We start from the raw sequence: 18,495 nt of genomic DNA, 5'->3' as shown, positions 1-18,495 counted from the left end.
TTGGGGGCATTTTTTTTGAGCGGCATAAATCATTATTTTTTATCATCCGCTTATTCTCCAGAACGTCATAAATAGGATGCTCAGACATACCTATCGTTAATAAGTTGCTTTGTTGTTATATATATTCTCGTTGTGAGAGGTAGGTCGTTTCTGCTGGGGGGTTATTGCTTGATTTTATTGTCGTTGGGCGTAACCTTAATTGAGTATTTAGACTAATTGTACACGACGTACTTTTGGTGTTTTTCGTTCGATACCACGGACTCTTTGACCTAGGATAGAGGTGATAGATAAGTGCTATTAGCGCGGTTATAGGGATGTTAATTGATAGTTATACCCAAGCTACTTCTGATATAGCATCTTGAAGTAATTTGGGTATATATCAAGTCTTCACGGAACCAAGTCCGCATAGTTATTCTTAATGGATATTGCCTTAAAAATAGTTATGTTGATAGTTAGATTAATTGTTGTATTAATCATTAGATTCATCACCAATTACCTGCAATTACGCACTTCTATTTATTAGAATAATTCCAGAATAGCTACCGCTAGCAATTAACATTAATTGCTATGATTTTACTATTGAAGAACGCTTTAACAGCGAAAATTGGAGATTGTTCCTAATGAATTTTATTATGGGTATTGTAGGCGTATTTGTCCTACTCGGTTTGGCGGTACTGTTATCTGATAACAGAAAAGCAATTAACCTTCGCACTGTTGGTGGCGCATTTGCTATCCAGGTCGTTATTGGTGCCTTTATTTTGTACGTTCCTTTCGGTAAAGAGTTACTGCAAGGTCTATCAACGGGTGTAGCAAACGTCATTGCTTATGGTAATGAAGGTATTCAATTCTTATTTGGTGACTTAGCCAGATTCAAACTTGGTTTCATCTTTGCGATTAACGTATTGCCCGTTATCGTGTTCTTCTCTTCATTGATTGCGGTATTATATTATATCGGTGTGATGAGCGTAGTGATCAACTTCGTTGGTGGCGGTCTACAAAAATTTCTCGGTACGAGCCGCTCAGAATCACTTTCTGCAACAGCAAATATCTTTGTTGGTCAAACTGAAGCGCCATTGGTTGTGCGTCCGTTCATTAAATCAATGACTAAATCAGAGCTATTTGCGGTGATGGTGGGTGGTCTGGCTTCAATTGCTGGTTCAGTATTAGCGGGTTACGCTGGTTTGGGTATTAAAATTGAGTACTTGGTAGCAGCGTCATTCATGGCTGCTCCGGGTGGTTTATTAATGGCTAAAATCATTAAACCAGAAACAGAAACACCAAAAGTATCGCTTGATGATCTTGATGATAGTGATGAAGACAAACCAGCAAACGTACTAGACGCTGCAGCTGCGGGTGCTTCTTCAGGTATGATGTTAGCGCTTAACGTAGGTGCCATGTTAATTGCATTCGTTGGTTTGATTGCATTAGCAAATGGTATCACAGGTGGTATCGGTGCTTGGTTCGATATGCCTGAATTAACGATTCAAATGATCTTAGGTTGGATCTTCTCACCATTAGCATTCGTCATCGGTGTGCCATGGCATGAAGCGGTTGCTGCGGGTAGTTTCATCGGTCAAAAACTGGTGGTGAATGAGTTTGTTGCTTTCCTAGACTTCGTTAGCTACATTAAAAACAACGAACTATCTGAGCATACCCAAATCATCATCTCATTTGCACTGTGTGGTTTTGCTAACTTCTCATCGATTGCCATTTTACTGGGTGGTTTAGGTAGCTTAGCACCTTCACGTCGTGCCGATATTGCCAGCATGGGTATAAAAGCGGTACTTGCGGCTTCTCTCGCTAACTTAATGAGTGCTGCACTAGCGGGTCTGTTCTTGGCTTAATAGGCTTCGTTTAAAATAGTGATAATTTGTAACCGTTGTCATGACGGTTATAAAATAATAGCAGCCTCCAGGTGATTTTACTGACAGCTGGGGGCATTTTTTGGATAGAATAAAAGATCATTTTTATAACCTTAGATTCAATAAAAGATAAGCTTAAATAGCCATACATTTAATATATTGTTTTATTGTTGTTTATTTACACGTTGTGAGAACTAGGTCGGTTATGATGGCATTTATTGCTTGATTTATTTGTCACTTAGCGTAACTTTGATTATGTAGTTTTAACTAATCGTACATGATGTACTTTTGGTGTTTTTCGTTAAATACTACTGACCTTTAAGCTTAGATATAGCATTGGTTAGTTGTATTAGCGCGGTTACAAGGATGTTAATTGATAGTCATATCAAGTCTTCACGGAACCAAGTCCGCATAGTTATTCTTCATGGATATTTGTCATAAAGATAGTTATGTTGATAGTTAGAGTAATAGTTAATACTGTTTTTTTACGGTAATAGTAAGTCTTACTCATTATACGTCATCCCTTTAGCTTAGGTCGTTACCTTAGGTTAAACACATCTTTATTAAAATTATTCCAGAATAGCTACCGCTAGCAATGACATTCATTGCTATGATTTACTATTGGTTTATAAAAAAATTAATGAGTTTGGAGACTTAATATGAGTAACTTTAAAGTAGCAGCGCAACGTGCATTAAGCATGATGGACCTAACTACACTTAATGATGATGATACCGATGCAAAAGTCATTGAACTGTGTCATAAAGCAAAGAGTGCAGCGGGTAATACTGCTGCTGTTTGTATTTATCCTCGCTTTGTTCCTATCGCCCGTAAAACGCTTAATGCAATTGGTGCTGAAACCGTAAAAATAGCCACAGTAACCAATTTCCCACACGGTAACGACGATGTTGCTATCGCAGTGGCAGAAACCAAAGCCGCTGTTGCCTACGGCGCAGATGAAGTTGACGTAGTATTCCCATACCGCGCCCTGATGGCTGGTAATGCCGAAGTTGGCTTTGAACTTGTTAAAGCCTGTAAAGCCGCATGTCCTGCTAACGTACAACTTAAAGTGATCGTTGAAACTGGTGAACTTAAGACTGAAGCACTCATCCGTCAAGCGAGTGAGATCTCGATTGATGCCGGTGCAGACTTCATTAAAACATCAACAGGTAAAGTGCCTGTTAATGCCACTCTCGAATTTGCTAAGATCATGCTTACTGTGATCAGCGAGAAAAATACCGATGTTGGTTTCAAACCAGCTGGTGGTGTTAAAAATGCTGAGCAAGCAGGTGAATACCTTGCACTCGCAGAATCAATTCTAGGTCAAGACTGGGTTTCTCCAGCAAAATTCCGTTTCGGTGCTTCAAGTTTACTTGCTAACTTATTAGCTGAACTTGAATTAGCGGACAAACCTGCAGATAGCAGCGGTTACTAATTATCTAGTTATCAGGCTCGACATAGCAATATCCACAAACAAAGTGTTTGCTATTGATTAAGACCCATATTGGTAATAACTGATAGGTTTAATCAATACAACATGTGCTTATTCGATCCTAACTTTCTGTATTTAAAGCTAAGATTTCCCCAATTAAAGGATTAGATAATTATGTTTATACCGCAAGAAATTATTCGCCGTAAACGTAATGGTGAAGAATTAAGTCGTGCTGAAATTGAATATTTTGTTAATGGTATTGCTGATAACAGTATCTCGGAAGGACAAATTGCCGCCTTTGCGATGGCAACGTATTTTAATGATATGACCATGGATGAACGTATTGCGATCACCACGGCAATGCGTGATTCAGGTGAAGTATTAAATTGGGATGCAATGCAACTTAATGGCCCAATCGTTGATAAACATTCAACGGGTGGCGTTGGTGATGTTATTTCACTGATGCTTGGTCCTATGGTTGCGGCATGTGGTGGTTTTGTGCCGATGATCTCAGGCCGTGGCCTAGGTCATACCGGTGGTACATTAGATAAACTGGATGCGATCCCGGGTTATCAAACAACCGTTGATAATGCGCAATTCCGTCAAGTAGTAAAAGACAGTGGGGTGGCGATTGTCGGTCAATCGGCAAACTTAGCCCCTGCAGATAAACGCTTCTACGGTATTCGCGATATTACTGCGACGGTAGAGTCTATCTCGCTGATCACCGCGTCAATTTTATCGAAGAAACTCGCTGCTGGTCTTGATGCATTAGTGATGGATGTTAAATCGGGCAGTGGCGCTTTCATGCCTACTCACGAGCAATCCGTTGAACTTGCTAAGAGCATTGTTTCTGTTGCTAATGGTGCAGGTTGTAAAACATCGGCATTGATTACCGATATGAATCAAGTATTGGCAAGCAGTGCCGGTAATGCAGTTGAAGTGCGTGAAGCGGTGCGATTCTTAACGGGTGAATACCGTAACCCACGTTTGCTTGCTGTAACGATGGCGCTGTGTGTTGAAATGTTAGTGTCAGCAAATCTGGCGACAAATGCGGATGATGCCCGTCATAAATTACAAGCGGTATTAGATAACGGTAAAGCCGCAGAATTATTTGGCTCTATGGTGACAGGTTTAGGCGGTCCAGCAGATTTTGTTGACAACTATGACCTACACTTACCAAAAACAGATATTATTCGCCCAGTATTTGCAACGCAAAGTGGCTATCTAACCGCAATGGATACCCGTGGTTTCGGTATGGCGGTGGTTGCTATGGGTGGTGGCCGTCGGGTGGCGACAGATCAAATCGATTATGCGGTGGGTTTATCTGCTATTGCTGCACTGGGCCAGCGTTTAGATGCACATACCCCAGTTGCTATGGTGCATGCTCGCAGTGAAGCACAATTTGATGCCGCACAAGCAGAGATCTTGAAAGCAATCCATATCGGCGATACACAACCTGCAGTAAGTGCAGATGTTTATCAACAAATTCGACTTTCTGATGTCTAACGTTTAGTGAATAGCTAACTGAGTTAATGGCGAATAGATAGAAATCGATAACGAACAGTACGGTTTATAACGAATAGTACTGTTTATAACGAATAGTAATTGAAATAGGTCAGAATGATGAAACGTACAATTATATTAATGCTGGATTCATTGGGCATTGGTGCTTCGGCCGATGCGGATAAATTTGGTGATGTAGGCAGCAATACCTTTGGTCACATCGCCCAGTGGTGTGCAGAGGGTAAAGCTAATGACGGTCGTGAAGGCCCGCTGCATATTCCTAATTTAACTAAACTTGGGCTTGCGCATGCATGTGCCGATAGTGTGGGTTCATTCCCAGCAGGCTTAGATGAAAGTGCAGAGGTTATTGGCGCATACGGTTACGCACAAGAGATCTCAAGTGGTAAAGATACGCCAAGTGGTCACTGGGAAATAGCGGGTGTACCAGTACTATTTGATTGGGGTTATTTTTCTGATAAGGAAAACAGCTTCCCACAAGAATTACTTGATCAATTAGTTGAGCAAGCAGACTTACCAGGTTATTTAGGTAACTGCCATTCTTCTGGTACTGAGATCTTAGATCTGTTGGGCGCAGAGCACATGGCGTCTGGCAAACCAATTTTCTATACCTCGGCAGACAGTGTATTCCAAATTGCTTGTCACGAAGAGAGCTTTGGTCTTGAGCGTTTACTTAAGTTATGCGAATTAGCCCGTGAACTATTAGAACCGTACAATATTGGTCGTGTTATTGCGCGTCCATTTATCGGTAATGATAAGAGTGATTTCGCCCGTACTGGTAATCGTCGAGATTATTCAGTGTTACCGCCAGCACCAACCTTACTTGATCGTATGGCTGAGTCGGGTGGTGAAGTGGTGAGTGTCGGTAAAATTGCTGACATTTATGCTCACCAAGGTATTACTAAAAAAGTCAAAGCAACGGGTCTGGAAGCGCTGTTTGACTTGACGTTAGAGCAAGTCAAACAAGCGGGTGATCAGACTATCGTATTCACTAACTTTGTTGATTTTGACTCATCATGGGGTCACCGTCGCGACGTCGCTGGTTATGCAAGAGGCTTAGAGTATTTTGATACGCGTTTACCTGAGTTATTAGCCATTCTAGATGAAGGTGATGTGCTGGTATTAACCGCCGATCACGGTTGTGATCCAACAGCGCCAGGTACGGACCATACCCGTGAACATATCCCTGTCATCTTTTATGGTCAGAATGTACCAAAAGGTCCACTGGGTTTACGTGAAACATTTGCCGATATTGGTCAATCAATTGCGGCGTATCACGGGTTACCAAAACTCGATTACGGTACCAGCTTTTTATAAATTGAGTGTATATTTAAGCGCTCGAACATATCGATAAATAACGTTGCTCAGCTACTTAATGTTGAGCATTACAAACAAATAAGAAGGTAAAAATAATGGCAACTCCACATATTAATGCAGAAAAAGGTGATTTCGCTGAAACGGTATTATTCCCAGGCGATCCACTACGTGCTAAATACATCGCAGAAACATTTTTAGAAGACGTGAAACAAGTCAATGACGTGCGTAACATGTTAGGTTTCACTGGCACTTACAAAGGTAAACGTATCTCTGTGATGGGTTCAGGTATGGGTATCCCATCTTGCTCTATCTATGCCAAAGAATTAATTACTGAATACGGTGTTAAAAACCTTATCCGTATTGGTAGCTGTGGCGCAATCAGCACTGACGTTAAAGTACGTGACGTCGTGATCGGCATGGGTGCATGTACCGATTCTGCTGTTAACCGTGCACGTTTTGACGGTTATGATTTCGCAGCAATCGCATCATGGGAACTGCTAAGCAAAGTAACCCGTGCTGCTAAAGCCTGTAAAATCGATGTGAAAGTAGGTAACATCTTCTCTGCAGATTTATTCTATACACCAAAACCAGAATTATTTGATTCAATGGAAAAATTAGGCATACTTGGCGTAGAAATGGAAGCGGCTGGTCTATACGGCGTTGCTGCTGAATTCGGCGCAAATGCTATCTGTATCTGTACTGTATCTGATCACATCCGTACTGGTGAAGTTACAACAGCTGAAGAACGTCAATTAACCTTCAATGACATGATCATCATGGCATTAGAGTCTGTGTTAATCGAAGATTAATACAAACTTATTGTTGAACAATGCCCACTAATGTAAATTGGTGGGCATTTTTATCTCTGCTTTACTCTGTACTTTGTGTTCTACATATAGTGCTGAATATCACTGCTCTCCTGTGTGGTGCTGATGAATACTTGTATCAACCGCATGCAAGGTTTACACTAATCCCACATTCCTTATTCCTTGTTAAAAGAGAACATAATGGCTGGTCCTCAGTTTATTTATTCGATGCATCGTGTTGGCAAAATTGTGCCCCCGAAGCGTCACATTCTTAAAGATATCTCACTTAGTTTTTATCCTGGTGCCAAGATCGGCGTATTGGGTCTAAACGGCTCTGGTAAATCAAGCCTGTTACGTATTATGGCTGGCGTAGATCAAGATTTTGAAGGTGAAGCGCGTCCACTCGCCGGTACTAAAATCGGTTACTTGCCGCAAGAACCAGTATTGGATCTAGAAAAGACAGTACGTGAAGTCGTTGAAGAAGCGATTTCAGAACTTAAAGATGCAATGGCCGGTCTTGACCAAGTTTACGCTGACTACGCAGAACCGGATGCAGATTTTGATAAGCTAGCGAAGAAACAAGAAAAATTCGAAGCTATCATTCAAGCACACGATGGTCACAACATCGAAAACCAACTTGAGCGTGCTGCGGATGCATTACGTTTACCAGACTGGGACAAAAAAATTAAACTGCTATCGGGTGGTGAACGTCGCCGTGTGGCTATCTGTCGTTTGTTGCTTGAAAAACCAGACATGTTACTCCTTGATGAACCAACCAACCATTTGGATGCAGAATCTGTGGCTTGGTTAGAACGCTTCCTCCATGATTATGAAGGCACTGTTGTTGCTATTACCCATGATAGATACTTCCTGGATAATGTCGCCGGTTGGATCTTAGAGCTTGACCGTGGTGAAGGTATTCCATGGGAAGGTAACTATTCTTCATGGTTAGAGCAAAAAGATGCCCGCTTAGCGCAAGAATCATCAAAAGAAAGTGCCCGCAAAAAATCGATTGAAAAAGAATTGGAATGGGTACGTTCAAATCCAAAGGGTCGTCAAGCGAAAAGCAAAGCGCGTATGGCGCGTTTTGAAGAACTTAACCAATCAGATTATCAACGTCGTAACGAAACCAATGAACTGTACATCCCACCGGGTGAGCGTTTAGGCGACAAAGTGATTGAAGTTGAAAACTTATGTAAAGCCTATGATGGCCGGGTGTTAATTGATAACTTATCATTCTCGATGCCAAAAGGCGCGATCGTCGGTATTATTGGTCCCAATGGTGCCGGTAAATCAACGCTATTCAAAATGCTAGATGGCAGCGAATCACCAGACTCAGGGTCTATCTCTGTGGGTGAAAGTGTGAAACTTGCCAGTGTTGATCAGTTCCGTGATCACATGAACGGCGATAACACCGTTTGGCAAGAATTATCCGATGGCCTGGATACGATCAAGATCGGTAACTTTGAAATGTCATCACGCGCTTATTGTAGCCGTTTTAACTTCAAAGGCACCGATCAGCAAAAACGTGTCGGTCAGCTCTCTGGTGGTGAACGTGGTCGTTTACATTTAGCTAAATTGCTACAGGCTGGTGGTAACGTATTACTGCTGGATGAGCCAACCAATGACTTGGATATCGAGACATTACGAGCACTTGAAGAAGCCATTCTCGAGTTCCCTGGTTGTGCCATGGTTATTTCCCATGACCGTTGGTTCCTTGATCGTATCGCTACCCATATCTTAGATTACCGTGATGAAGGTCAAGTGAACTTCTACGAAGGTAACTACACAGATTACGAAGCATGGTTGAAGAAAACGCTAGGGCCTGAAGCGATGCAACCACACCGTATTAAATACAAACGCATTAGCTAATATTGTCCTAAATGGGATACACATTCCAGACCAGACAAATTAAGGTTAAAAGCCTGTAATTATGATATTACAGGCTTTTTTTTGCTTGTTTCATTACCACCGATAATGGCTTTGTCTTTAAAGTGCGACAAAATGTCATCATTACTCTGGGTAGAAGTCGTTAATTAGTTGTTGCTAGGTCATTGTTCGCAATGAAATTTTGCTTTCGATTTAACAAGTTGGCAAAATAGCGACACACTATAAACAATGGATTGTTTTATTCCCAGTGACTTTAATTAAATACGCTATTTTTATCATCCTGCCGCTGTATTTCGGGATCATCTCTTTTGCAGTGCGAGCCGAGCATAATGTTGAGCATGTTCGTATTTTGTTGCCATCGACCACGATGGTCCAATCGGCTGGTTATTATATGGCTCTGCATAAAGGTTTTTTTAAGCAGCAAGGACTCGACGTTGATTTACGTTCCTCGCGCTCTCGCCAATCAATCACCCAAGCCGTGGATGACGGTGACGCTGAATACGGTGTCAGCAATGCCGATGTATTGATTGAAAAAGCCAAAGGTCGAGCATTGGTTGCAGTTGCGGTGCTATTTCAGCATTCTCCGGCGGCGCTATTGGTACTAAAAAACAAGGGTATTAATAAGTTAGCGGACTTAAATGATAAACGGGTATTGTTATTACCCGAATTTCAAGATATTGAAGTGATCAGTTTATTACGTAAATACCATATCCAATCCATTAATATCTCATCGCCTTCGGTGACGCGGGATATGACCACCTTGGTGAATAATCAATTCGACGCTTTAAGCATTAATTTAACCCGTGGACCTTATAATGCTGTTCGTCAGGGGGTTGATCCGATTATTTTTATGCCCAAAGAGTATGGCATCGATTTTTATAGTGGTTTCTTATTTACCAACGAACAAGAAGCCAACGCCAATCCTGAGCGTGTTGCTGCGGTGCGAGCGGCGGTATTACAAGGCTGGGAATATGCCTTAACCCATACTGAAGAGACGCTCGATGTGCTGCTCGGGTTAAGTCAGTTACCGTCCTCGTCATCGCGTAATAAAATGAAATACCAATTAATTACCATGCGGGATTTTATCTTGCCAGATTTTGTGCCGCTAGGGTATATCAATCAGCAGCATTTACGGGATATGCAACAGCAGTTGATTGATTTCGATTTAATTGCCAAAGGCAGTGATTTTAGTCAATTTATTTATATTCCACCACGGGCGAAAATAGACTGGCAGGTGTGGGGTGTCTGGGCAAAGGTGATTGTCGCGGCGTTGCTATTTAATGGCTTATGGTTATGTTATTTATTGATGATTAATCAACGCTTAAAACGCGAGGTACTGGAAAGAAAACGCGCGGAGCAACATGTACGGTATGCGGCAATGCATGATAATTTAACTGGGTTAGCGAACCGAGCGCTACTCATGGATACCCTAGAGCATATTTTGCCTTTGGCTAAAAAAGGTAAGATTAGTCCGGTATTATTGTTTATGGATCTGGATCGCTTTAAACAGGTCAACGATCGCTATGGTCATGCGGCAGGGGATGAACTATTAATTGCCGTTGCGCTGCGTATTTCTCGTTTACTCGGTGCGCCTGGTGAGCTACTAACACGTTTAGGCGGTGATGAGTTTGTGATCTTACTGCCGAATGCGGATCTGCAGTATGCTGCCCAGCTAAGTGACAAAATTGAACGCACTTTATTGCAATCATTTGCCTTATCCGTGTGTAATGTATCTATCGGTATTAGCATTGGTTATAGTGTTTATCACTCCAATATGAGTGCTGATGAGCTATTGACGGGGGCGGATAATGAAATGTACGCGATAAAAAGTGAGCACCATCAAAAAAGAAAGAAAATAGTCTGTTAAATGGCACTTATTTTGCTTGGTTAACGTTATTATCTATTTATTGACGGTTTGGCTATGCACTTTATCGTACTATCGCTAACCGTAATTGTATCCATTTTCAAATTTGAGCAGTGATCAACCGCATGGAATTATCTAATTACGCCGACGTAATTAAAAAATTAGCAACCTTGTATTATGAACCTGACTTTAACCGTTTGTTGGAACAGTTGACGGAAGGTGAAACTAAAAGTACCCGTTTTTTGATCAAGATGGAGGTCAAGCGTCTTTCTGTGCCCACACGACGTATTCTTGATTTTCGCCAACGTGTTAATAGTGATGTGATCGGTTATGAATGCGATGGTATTTTACATCACATGACCCCGACCGAAATTAAATTATTAGAAACCCTGCTAGGTCAGCACCAAGGTCATTATACCTTAGGCATCTACGAACAAGTATTAGCTTACCACCAAAGTGAACGCAGTAAACCCGCCGCTGAACGTGATGTTGCAGTGATGGACCCAGCCGCCCCATTTACCGTTGAACCCGTCCAGTATGCGTCTTATTTTATCCGTAATGAAGAACGTATGCATTATAGCTCGGGGATCAAACTACGGTTTGGTGATCGCCTTGTCGATGCAATGACGTCAGATATATCAACTAGTGGCATTAAAGTTAAAATTGAGAAAGACCATAATATTGCTGCTGGTAGTTTAATCAGTGTGAACTTTTTTAGTTTACGCCAAGAATATGCCAATCACTTGCTGCGCGACTTTTTTGCTTACAAGTTGATGGGGGTAGACGAAGAAGATAAATTTGATTATTTACGCTTAATGCGTATTGATGATAACAACGAATTGAATGTTTTTATTAGTAAGTTGATCGCGCAAAATAAGAGTAAATATAAAGTTAATGTGCGTTATCAGGAAGAGAATGTTGTTGTTAAAGGCTATGAACAATTCTTTTTACCGCGTATGTCTGGTTTGCCGTTATATGTAGCAAATGATGATAAACCAGTGTTGAGTCATTTATTAGTGAATGAAAATAACCGTGGTGTGTATGATTATTGGGTCAATGAAGAGTCTAAGAGTCAGTTAGAAGCATGTTGGCAAACCCCTTGGATGCAAGCCTTGCTACAAGCGAAGCAACGTATTGAAACGACGATCTACAGCTTTTATTATAGCCAAAATGGCCGCCTGTTTTTTTATGCGGCAGATGCGTTTAGTCTGGCCAAATCCGGTTCAAAAGCCTTGTTTTTATCGTTTGCCTGTCAACGTCCTAACTTTCGGGTATTTAAACTATCGTTAAACCCGTCTGTATTTGATGAAAAAAAACATTTGCTCGCAGCAGAAAGTCAGCAGCCACTCGGCACAAGAACGATCGAGGCATTACAACATATTCGTTGGGTTGGGTTACTGCAAGATATTACCAATGAAAACATTTTGAATGACTATAAGGCGTATACGCAGCAGGGCAGTGACTTTAATCAACTGCACCAATATCGCCTGCCTGTCGCAAAGCAAAGCGCAGTATTATCCCAGTTCAAATTTGTACAATTACGCAAAGAAGCACGATTCAGTTATAAAACCGCGATTATAGCCAGTAATTCCGAGCGTAGTATGAAAGGCTGGAGCAATGATTTTTCTACCGAAGGCTTACAGATCGAGTTAGAAGAACCTCTGGATGTACAGATAGGCCATCGTATTTACCTTGAATTACCTATGCTGCAAAAACTATCCAAGAAAGTGGCTCTGGTTGATTTACCCTACAGTGTGGTTGGTTGTAATAAAGCCAACACCGTGTTGCACCTGCAGATCGCCGGTGATAAAGACAATCATATTGGTTGTCAGTTTTTTAATTTGTTAATTAGCAGTAATAAAGATAAGTTAAAAAGTATGCCAGAGCCGAGTCAATCACCGGGTGTCACTGCGGTATTACGGAATATGTATTGCCATAATTTGGCGACCGTGCCCCTGTATATCCATAAGGTAAACAACAGCTATCAGGTAGATAGGATCGGCATTAGTCAGAATAAAAATAGCTTATTACCATTATTTGAACTATTTGGCCAACCCGAAGCGCCCTATAACCTTTATCCTTTGTTTGCTGACAGCAGTATTAAGCAGGTTTTTGATGAGGCATTATCAAGTTTAGAGTCTACTTATCGGCCTTGGCAGCAGGTACTTTATATCACCGTTGCGGCAAGTGACAGTGAGGTTAACACCCGATTTGAAAAAGACTTTAGTGATGACCATGAACGCCGCCAATTTATTAGCCATAGTTTACAAAAAGGCGCTTTTTTTGCTATTCAATTGATGTTGTCACGTACTGGACGACCGGATATGGAATACATTGAAAAAGAACTTAACTATGTCAGTCATTATGCCGTGCACAGAGCGCAAAAACTGGAAGATGAACTGTGGAGCGTACGGGGTGTGGTTGACTTGATTGACGTGTCAGAGGAGTTATTGTATCGACTTGGTCTGCGGCGCATGCGTTAAGGCGTTGTGATAACTGGTTCATGTTAAACAAGGCCCACGTTGTACTTAGCGTAATTTAAGTATCATTAACGTGGGCGTACACCATTTGCTATTAGTACTAGGCTCAAGTCATGAATAGTACTAAGGTCGATTTATTAGTAGAACTAAAAGCAAGTTATTAACAGTACTAAGACCAACTGGCTTCCACACAGTTTGCCGCCTGTAATAACCCGACCAAACCTTCTAAATCGTGATAATTCAATGCCACTTGAGCTTGTTGCTGGACAATCGGTTTAGCATGAATGGCTACCCCTAATGCCGCACTCTTAAGCATGATTAAATCATTGGCACCATCGCCAATTGCCACAGTTTGTTGTGGCGCTATCTGATATTGTTGTGCTAATGCTTGCAGCGTATCGGCTTTTACCTGTGCATCGACAATATCGCCAATGACCTTACCCGTTAAGATGCCATCGACTATCTCTAGTTCATTCGCATAAACGGCATCAAAACCTAAATCATCCTGTAGACGCTTAGCAAAGTAAGTAAAACCACCTGACGCAATCGCCACTTTCCAATTGGCTTGGTGTAAGGTGGCAATCAATAACTCTAGCCCTGGCATCAGAGGCATCGCATCTGCAACTTGCGTTAATACCGCTTCTGGGCAGTTAGTCAGTGTGGCAACACGTGAACGTAAGCTTTCTGAAAAATCTAACTCGCCATTCATGGCCTTTGCGGTCACTGCTGCAACTTGCTCGCCGACACCAGCTAGCTTGGCGATCTCATCAATACATTCAATCTGAATGGTGGTTGAATCCATATCCATTAATACCACGCCGGGTTGCTTTAAACTCGGTAATGTTTGACTAAGTGCATAATCAATGTGGTAATCGTTACTCCAGCTCGCTAGTGTATCGTTAAATTGCTGGCGCTGTTTATTTAAGAGCTTAGCTGAGAGTTCAGCTGAGCGTTCGGTGAATAACTCAGCAAAGCCTAAAACAACGATATCGCCCTGCGTACAGGCTTGAGTGTCCGCCGAAGCATCGTGGGTTAATGGGCTATTTTCTAATGAATAGGTCGCTGGTGGATAAATGATAATATCACCGCTGCTTTGCGCGGATACTTGTAGCTGACTTAATGCTGACAATAAATTGAGTAAGGCATCACTTGCTATAGTCGGGCCGATTAAGGTGAGATAATGACTATTACTCTCATTCATGACTTGCCGTTCTTGCGCAGAAATATTAAATTGACCCTGACAGTAAGTGACTTGTTTGATTTGGGTATTTTTTTGAGAACAGTGCAAGGTTAACAATTGTGGCCATGCTATTGGCGGGGTATTACTAAATAAAGTCTCAGCGAGTTGAGTCATTTTGCTACTAATCCTTGTAATCGATAGGTTACTACTAGCAAAGATAACGCATTCGACTTAAAATTGCGATTCGTAATTACGCTATTCAGGAAGGAGTTCGTTGTGGTTAAAAGTAAGAATAATGACAAGCCTACAGACACAGCGCTCGCTGGGCATGAACCGCACTTAGCAACGCATCAGATGAGCAAAGACAGTCCCGACACTGAGGATAATAAGTCTAATCGCCGGAATAAATTTCTGAAAGGTCAAACCTCATTACTGATCGCATTAAGTCTGAGCACATTTTTCATTTTCATTGCTATCTCGTTATATAACAATGTCACGGCTTCTCGTTATCAACAAGTCGATATGTTGGTGCATTCATTATTGGATTATCCGACTAAAATGGCGGCTAATCTGATTGTAGCGCGCAGCTCGACTGATCGTATTATCCGTATTAACAGTAAAAAACAGCTGCAACAGCTGGTGGATGAGGTTAGCGAAAATCAATATGTGACTAGCCTGCACATTTTTGCTGAAAATGGTAAATTATTAAGTTCTTCACAAGACGATTATGTCGAAGCGTTAATGGCGAACAAACACTATGTTGCGCCAGCGGGTGTACGGGTATATTTAAAGCCGATATTAGCGGACAACAAACCAGTGGGTTTTTTACAGTTGCATTTTGGTTATCAACAAATGCTTAAAACCTTCACTATTTTCCAGTTTGATGCCACTAAATCTATTTTAATCTTGTTTCTGTTGTTATTGCTGTTTGGTGTCATTATCGGTGTGACGATCAACCGCGTGCATCATAAATTTCGTTCAAAAAGGTGATCTGATGTCTAAACATATACATATTCTCGGGATTTGTGGCACTTTCATGGGTGGCATAGCGGTACTGGCTAAACAGCTTGGCTATAAAGTCACGGGGTCAGATGCCAATGTGTATCCGCCAATGAGCACCCAGTTAGCAGCGCAAGGTATCGAACTGATAGAAGGTTATGATCCCAGCCAGCTTGATCCGGCGCCAGATATGGTGATTGTCGGTAATGCCATGTCACGCGGTAATCCTTGTGTCGAATACATGTTAAACCGCAAGTTAGCGTATACCTCTGGACCACAGTGGTTATCGACACATTTATTACAACATCGCTATGTGATCGCGGCTTCTGGTACCCATGGCAAAACCACGACTGCGGCTATGGTGGCGTGGATCTTAGAATATGCCGGGTTAGAGCCGGGTTTCTTAATTGGCGGAGTGCCACAGAACTTTACTGAATCGGCTCGTTTGGGCGGTGGTTACTTCTTTGTTATCGAAGCGGATGAATACGATACCGCCTTTTTTGATAAGCGGTCTAAGTTTGTGCATTATCAGCCAAATACCTTGATCATGAATAACCTTGAATATGATCACGCCGATATCTTCCCTGATTTAGCCGCGATCCAGCGTCAATTCCATCACGTAGTAAGAACGGTGCCGAGTAATGGCCTGATCTTAATGCCAGACAATGTACCTGCATTGGATGAAGTCAAAGCCCAAGGTTGCTGGACGCCTGTGCAATGCTTAGGTGCCGAATATCGTGGTGTTGATGGCAGTCATTGGCAAGCGAAGAAATTACGTGCCGATGCCAGTCAATTTGAAGTTTACTGTAAAGGTGAATTAGCGGGTGTGGTTAAGTGGAATTTGATTGGCGAGCATAATTTACAAAATGGCATGATGGCGATCGCCGCTGCACATTATGCGGGCGTTGAATTAAGCCAAGCAATTACTGGGTTAGGGGAGTTCAAAACCCCAAAACGTCGTATGGAAGTCAAAGGTGAAGTGCAGGGTATCCGTGTTTATGATGACTTTGCTCATCACCCAACGGCGATCGCTACTACATTAGCGGGATTACGTGCAGCTGTCGGTAATGAACGTATTATTGCGGTATTAGAGCCCCGTTCGAATACCATGCGTATGGGCACGCATCAACAAGCGTTAGCACAATCGTTAACACTAGCTGATGATGTATTACTATATCAACCTGAAGGGTTAGATTGGGATCTACAGCCTGTTGCTGACGAATTGTGTGCTGAGCATAGTTTGAGACAGGGTGTTGATAACCGTGATAAAGCGGTTATTCATTCGCAGATTGATACATTGATTAGCGAGATCAGCAAGCGCGCGCATGCACGGAATGAACCTTGCCATGTATTAATTATGAGTAATGGTAGTTTTGCCGGTATTCATGATAAATTGTTAGCAACGCTATAACTTGAATGCTAGTTAAAAAAATAAAAAGATAATTAGATAATTAGATAATTAGATAATTAGATAATTAGATAATTAGATAATTAGATAATTAGATAATTAGATAATTAGATAATTAGATAATGATGAATTATAAGAACAAGGATCATGATGTCCATGCAAACTAAAGCGCACGAATTTAGTAAACGTATTACCTTAGGTATCAGTGGCGCGTCAGGCTCACAATATGCGATACGTTTATTAGAACTATTATTAGCGGCGGATGTACAAGTACATTTGTTGATGTCGGATGCAGCCAAGGTCGTCATGGCGACTGAAACCGATGAAAAGTGGCCTGCAGACAATAAATCACTGCAACTGTTTTTAACCGATAGATACCAAGCGAAAGCAGGGCAGTTATTTGTCCCTAGCAGTAAAGATTGGTTCTCGCCCGTGGCTTCGGGTTCTGGTGCGCCAAAACAGATGGTGATCTGCCCATGCAGTATGGGGACGGTAGCCGCCGTAGCGCAAGGTATGTCGACCAACTTATTACAACGCGCTGCTGACGTGGTATTAAAAGAGCGTGGGCAGTTAGTCTTGATCCCGCGGGAAACACCACTGTCGCCGATCCATTTAGAAAACATGCTGAAGTTATCGCGGTTAGGGGTAACTATCATGCCGGCTGCACCGGGTTTTTACCGTAAGCCGAAAACGCTGGATGATTTAATTGATTTGATGGTCGCCCGTATTCTTGACCACTTAGATGTAGAACAATCGATTTATGCCGGGTGGGGGCGTTGAACCCCACCCTAGCCCTCCCCTTGAAATAAAGGGAGGGGACTAAAATAGCACCAAGCTAAATTGGCAGCGAAGCCTTTCTCTTTCTCCTCCCCTACTTTCTACAATAAAAAGTTAGGGGGAGGTTGGGAGGGGGTCGTTCTTTGGCTAGGGTGGGGTCTTCTCCTCTCTATCCTTAAGCTTTAGCCAACGCCGACGTCACGTACTTCTCTAAAAACGCAATAATGCTTTCTCTGTCCATCGCTTGTGGCTGATTGACTAGCTGCAAGATCATGTAACCTTGATTGCATAGACTACGGGCAAACTCCGTGGTGGTTAAATAAGTATTTATTTCACCGGATGCGATCGCTGGTGCGATCTTGTTACTGATAATTGCAATGTTGCTATCGAGTAAAGTCAGATAACGTGGCCAAGTATCCTCACGAATAGACGAACTCCACTCCAACCAGATATAGGTAAATTGTGGGTTGTTGATCGCAGCATCAACAAAATCGGCTAAGTAATCATGAATGGCTTGATGAGCACTGTTGTTTTCTTGCCCGGTAATATCAATAAAGTTCTTACGCACCATGTGGCTGAAGAAGTCTTCAATCTGTATTAATACATGATCAACCAGTTGTTCTCTGCTGCTGAAGTAGTTAAATACCGTGGCGACTGAGACTTGCGCTAATTCTGCTATTTCAGCATGACCTGCACGGCCGAGGCCACGTTTAGAAAATACTTCGATTGCGCACTGCATTAATTGTTCACGACGTGCTTCGGGAGTGAGACGGGTACGCCGTCTGATTACTGCAGGCATTTCCATATGTGCATCCAAAAATAATAAATGATTAATAATAAACGATTAATAAAAAAGTTAAATGTTAATTTATTGTTAAGGTTATCATTAGGCTGACACTAAGTTCAACTGTAATGTGAAACTAATCACCTTTTTAAGGTGCAGCGTTGAGAGTGCGAATCA

Annotated in this window: 13 protein-coding genes; 11 read left to right on the top strand and 2 right to left on the bottom strand. The window is 42.0% G+C overall.

Annotated features, from left to right (window positions below):
• Window positions 1-620 precede the first annotated feature (620 nt).
• From PE36_RS00315 to PE36_RS00280, 8 genes are all read left to right on the top strand, one after another.
• On the top strand, window positions 621-1,844 hold the full coding sequence (locus PE36_RS00315; protein WP_006029942.1) for a NupC/NupG family nucleoside CNT transporter: 1,224 nt from the start codon (window positions 621-623) through the stop codon (window positions 1,842-1,844).
• A gap of 677 nt (window positions 1,845-2,521) precedes the next feature.
• Entirely contained in the window at window positions 2,522-3,295 is a 774-nt protein-coding gene (gene deoC, locus PE36_RS00310; RefSeq protein ID WP_006029940.1) for a deoxyribose-phosphate aldolase, read from the top strand.
• Window positions 3,296-3,466: 171 nt separating this feature from the next.
• Window positions 3,467-4,798: a thymidine phosphorylase gene (gene deoA / locus PE36_RS00305; RefSeq protein ID WP_006029939.1), complete on the top strand. Its 1,332-nt coding sequence runs from the start codon at window positions 3,467-3,469 to the stop codon at window positions 4,796-4,798.
• Window positions 4,799-4,915: 117 nt separating this feature from the next.
• Complete coding sequence (locus tag PE36_RS00300; RefSeq protein WP_006029938.1) at window positions 4,916-6,130, top strand: phosphopentomutase; 1,215 nt, start codon at window positions 4,916-4,918, stop codon at window positions 6,128-6,130.
• 95 nt (window positions 6,131-6,225) lie between these two features.
• Entirely contained in the window at window positions 6,226-6,939 is a 714-nt protein-coding gene (deoD, locus tag PE36_RS00295; RefSeq protein WP_006029937.1) for a purine-nucleoside phosphorylase, read from the top strand.
• A 198-nt stretch (window positions 6,940-7,137) separates the two neighbouring features.
• Window positions 7,138-8,808, top strand: coding sequence for an energy-dependent translational throttle protein EttA (ettA, locus tag PE36_RS00290; protein WP_006029936.1), 1,671 nt, complete (start codon window positions 7,138-7,140; stop codon window positions 8,806-8,808).
• A gap of 265 nt (window positions 8,809-9,073) precedes the next feature.
• A complete protein-coding gene (locus tag PE36_RS00285) occupies window positions 9,074-10,693 on the top strand; it encodes a GGDEF domain-containing protein (protein WP_006029935.1) in 1,620 nt (539 codons plus the stop codon).
• 122 nt (window positions 10,694-10,815) lie between these two features.
• A complete protein-coding gene (locus PE36_RS00280; RefSeq protein WP_006029934.1) occupies window positions 10,816-13,173 on the top strand; it encodes a PilZ domain-containing protein in 2,358 nt (785 codons plus the stop codon).
• A gap of 166 nt (window positions 13,174-13,339) precedes the next feature.
• Here the strand turns inward: PE36_RS00280 and serB are convergent, their stop codons facing one another.
• Window positions 13,340-14,524, bottom strand: coding sequence for a phosphoserine phosphatase SerB (gene serB / locus PE36_RS00275; protein WP_006029933.1), 1,185 nt, complete (start codon window positions 14,522-14,524; stop codon window positions 13,340-13,342).
• A gap of 102 nt (window positions 14,525-14,626) precedes the next feature.
• On the opposite strand from serB, the gene PE36_RS00270 reads away from it, so the two are divergent.
• The 3 genes from PE36_RS00270 to PE36_RS00260 all read left to right on the top strand — a co-directional run bounded on the left by PE36_RS00270 (window position 14,627) and on the right by PE36_RS00260 (window position 17,537).
• Entirely contained in the window at window positions 14,627-15,340 is a 714-nt protein-coding gene (locus PE36_RS00270; RefSeq protein ID WP_006029932.1) for a hypothetical protein, read from the top strand.
• Between the two features lie 4 nt (window positions 15,341-15,344).
• On the top strand, window positions 15,345-16,760 hold the full coding sequence (gene mpl / locus PE36_RS00265) for a UDP-N-acetylmuramate:L-alanyl-gamma-D-glutamyl-meso-diaminopimelate ligase (protein ID WP_043993532.1): 1,416 nt from the start codon (window positions 15,345-15,347) through the stop codon (window positions 16,758-16,760).
• A 153-nt stretch (window positions 16,761-16,913) separates the two neighbouring features.
• The gene (locus PE36_RS00260) at window positions 16,914-17,537 is read left to right on the top strand and encodes a flavin prenyltransferase UbiX (RefSeq protein WP_006029930.1); all 624 of its coding nucleotides are present in this window, start codon (window positions 16,914-16,916) and stop codon (window positions 17,535-17,537) included.
• 172 nt (window positions 17,538-17,709) lie between these two features.
• Here the strand turns inward: PE36_RS00260 and PE36_RS00255 are convergent, their stop codons facing one another.
• The gene (locus PE36_RS00255; RefSeq protein ID WP_006029929.1) at window positions 17,710-18,339 is read right to left on the bottom strand and encodes a TetR/AcrR family transcriptional regulator; all 630 of its coding nucleotides are present in this window, start codon (window positions 18,337-18,339) and stop codon (window positions 17,710-17,712) included.
• Between the last annotated feature and the right edge of the window lie 156 nt (window positions 18,340-18,495).

Source organism: Moritella sp. PE36 (assembly GCF_000170855.1).
Taxonomy (GTDB): domain Bacteria; phylum Pseudomonadota; class Gammaproteobacteria; order Enterobacterales; family Moritellaceae; genus Moritella.
Note: the sequence above shows the minus strand (reverse complement) of the source record. Positions and strands in the feature narration are given on the sequence as shown.

Excerpts from the sequence above, each read along its gene's own strand:
- PE36_RS00315 (WP_006029942.1), top strand. The coding sequence starts at position 621 with ATGAATTTTATTATGGGTATTGTAGGCGTATTTGTCCTACTCGGTTTG.
- deoC (WP_006029940.1), top strand. The coding sequence starts at position 2,522 with ATGAGTAACTTTAAAGTAGCAGCGCAACGTGCATTAAGCATGATGGAC.
- deoA (WP_006029939.1), top strand. The coding sequence starts at position 3,467 with ATGTTTATACCGCAAGAAATTATTCGCCGTAAACGTAATGGTGAAGAA.
- PE36_RS00300 (WP_006029938.1), top strand. The coding sequence starts at position 4,916 with ATGAAACGTACAATTATATTAATGCTGGATTCATTGGGCATTGGTGCT.
- deoD (WP_006029937.1), top strand. The coding sequence starts at position 6,226 with ATGGCAACTCCACATATTAATGCAGAAAAAGGTGATTTCGCTGAAACG.
- ettA (WP_006029936.1), top strand. The coding sequence starts at position 7,138 with ATGGCTGGTCCTCAGTTTATTTATTCGATGCATCGTGTTGGCAAAATT.
- PE36_RS00280 (WP_006029934.1), top strand. The coding sequence starts at position 10,816 with ATGGAATTATCTAATTACGCCGACGTAATTAAAAAATTAGCAACCTTG.
- serB (WP_006029933.1), bottom strand. The coding sequence starts at position 14,524 with ATGACTCAACTCGCTGAGACTTTATTTAGTAATACCCCGCCAATAGCA.
- mpl (WP_043993532.1), top strand. The coding sequence starts at position 15,345 with ATGTCTAAACATATACATATTCTCGGGATTTGTGGCACTTTCATGGGT.
- PE36_RS00260 (WP_006029930.1), top strand. The coding sequence starts at position 16,914 with ATGCAAACTAAAGCGCACGAATTTAGTAAACGTATTACCTTAGGTATC.
- PE36_RS00255 (WP_006029929.1), bottom strand. The coding sequence starts at position 18,339 with ATGGAAATGCCTGCAGTAATCAGACGGCGTACCCGTCTCACTCCCGAA.